2 protein-coding genes and 1 pseudogene are annotated in these 1,656 nt (G+C 65.0%); 2 read left to right on the top strand and 1 reads right to left on the bottom strand.

The features are described 5' to 3' along the window. Together JZ791_RS44075 and JZ791_RS44080 are read left to right on the top strand one after the other, a co-directional pair. A pseudogene (locus JZ791_RS44075) lies at nt 1–332 on the top strand (hypothetical protein); the annotation flags it as partial. Nucleotides 333–477: 145 nt separating this feature from the next. Then, the gene (locus JZ791_RS44080) at nt 478–1,113 is read left to right on the top strand and encodes a TetR/AcrR family transcriptional regulator (RefSeq protein WP_216903925.1); all 636 of its coding nucleotides are present in this window, start codon (nt 478–480) and stop codon (nt 1,111–1,113) included. Between the two features lie 12 nt (nt 1,114–1,125). On the opposite strand, the gene JZ791_RS44085 is transcribed toward JZ791_RS44080, so the two are convergent. Continuing rightward, the coding region (locus JZ791_RS44085) for a GTP-binding protein (protein WP_216903927.1) at nt 1,126–1,656 on the bottom strand (531 nt) is incomplete at its 5' end.

The raw sequence follows: 1,656 nt of genomic DNA on the forward strand, positions 1-1,656 counted from the left end.
GTACGGGGGTCGGTGTTGATCCCATGGGGATTGTCGCGGTCGTGCATATCTCGCCGGATGCGTACCGCGGCAACACCACTCGGTTGGTCGCGGCGATCACCGAGGCGGCCGAGCGGGCCGCGCGGCAGTTGTTCGAGGGGCCGATGGAATCGGTCGCGCCCGCGAAACCGAGTGCGCTCCCGTCTCCTCGGACCCCGGCGCCGCTGATCGCACCTACGACAGCCCGATGGGACCCGTACAACGGGCGACCGGGGGAACAGGTTGTGGGCCCGTCGGATTGGGACGACGACGTGGAAGGGTACGAGGGGCAAGCGCGCTCATGGTTGCGCTGAGTATGCGGTGCGGTCGAGCCGAGCCCGGAATCGACTACTGGGCGGTAGGATTCGGCTGCGTATGCTGAATGGATGCTGGCTCTTCGTGGCCGGACCTGTTCCCGGACCGTAGTAAGGCGCGCGTGAAGACCTCGACACAGGACACATGGTGAGCGGCGATGTCGCCAGGAGCCCGCGCGGACGTGGCCGCCCGGTCTCCGACGGACCACCGACCACCAGGCAGGACATTCTGCATGCCGCGCGTGAGGTGTTCAGTGAGGTGGGCTTCCAGGGTGCGACGTTCAAGGAGATCGCCGCTCGTGCCAATGTCACCAGGCCCGCGGTCAATCACTACTTCAAGGACAAGGCCACGCTGTACTCGGCCTTGTTCGACAGCACCCAGGACGAGGTCGTGGGCGTGGGGCTCACGCGCGCGGCGGCGAAAGAGACTCTCGCGGCCCAGCTGACGGCATTCCTGGCCGCGGCCGTGCAGGCCGATTCTCAGGATCGTACGTATGCCCGATTCATCGCCTCCTCGTTGCTGGACTCGGTGCGGCATCCGGAATTCCACGAGCGGGCGCAGAGCCAGCTCGACGGGGTCCGGCAGTTCCTGGGGCAGGCGTTCGACAATGCGGTCCGCGCCGGCGAGATCACCGAAGACCCCGACAAATCCGCGGTGATCGAAATGCTGATCGCGGTGATGTGGGGAATGGGTATGTACGCGGGTTTCATCGGCAGCCATGAACAGCTGAAATCGGTTGTCGCGCAATTCACCCGACTGCTGGAAGGTAGCCTCTGGTGAACGGCGGTCCGCCTACCCGGGCCCGACGGCGGCATTTTTCCGGACGTGCTGGATATGTTCGAGGAGGCGGACCAGCACGACTTTCGCCGACTCCCTGAGCCTGACGTCACACAGCTGAACAGGTATGCCGGGCGGCAAATCCAGCGCCTCGTAAACCTCCTGCTCGGTGTAGATGTCGGCGCCGTCGAAACAGTTCACGGCGACCAGGAACGGAATCCGGCGGGATTCGAAGTAGTCCACCGCGGGGAAACAGGCGTCCAGCTTGCGGGTGTCCGCGATCACGACCGCTCCCAGCGCGCCGAGCGAGAGTTCTCGCCACATGAACCAGAATCGGTCCTGTCCCGGTGTGCCGAAAAGGTACAGCACCAGTTCGGGATTGAGGGTGATACGACCGAAGTCCAGCGCGACCGTGGTCGTGGTCTTTCCCTCCACACCGGCCAGATCGTCTATGCCGGCGCCGAGCTCGGACAAACTCTCCTCGGTGCGCAGCGGCAGGATCTCGCTGATCGCGCCCACCATGGTGGTTTTCCCCGCCCCGAACCC

The organism is Nocardia alni, assembly GCF_019038435.1.
GTDB lineage: Bacteria > Actinomycetota > Actinomycetes > Mycobacteriales > Mycobacteriaceae > Nocardia > Nocardia alni.

What these genes read in the sequence shown, in the direction of transcription:
- JZ791_RS44080 (WP_216903925.1), top strand. Translation starts at nt 478, where the DNA reads ATGGTGAGCGGCGATGTCGCCAGGAGCCCGCGCGGACGTGGCCGCCCG.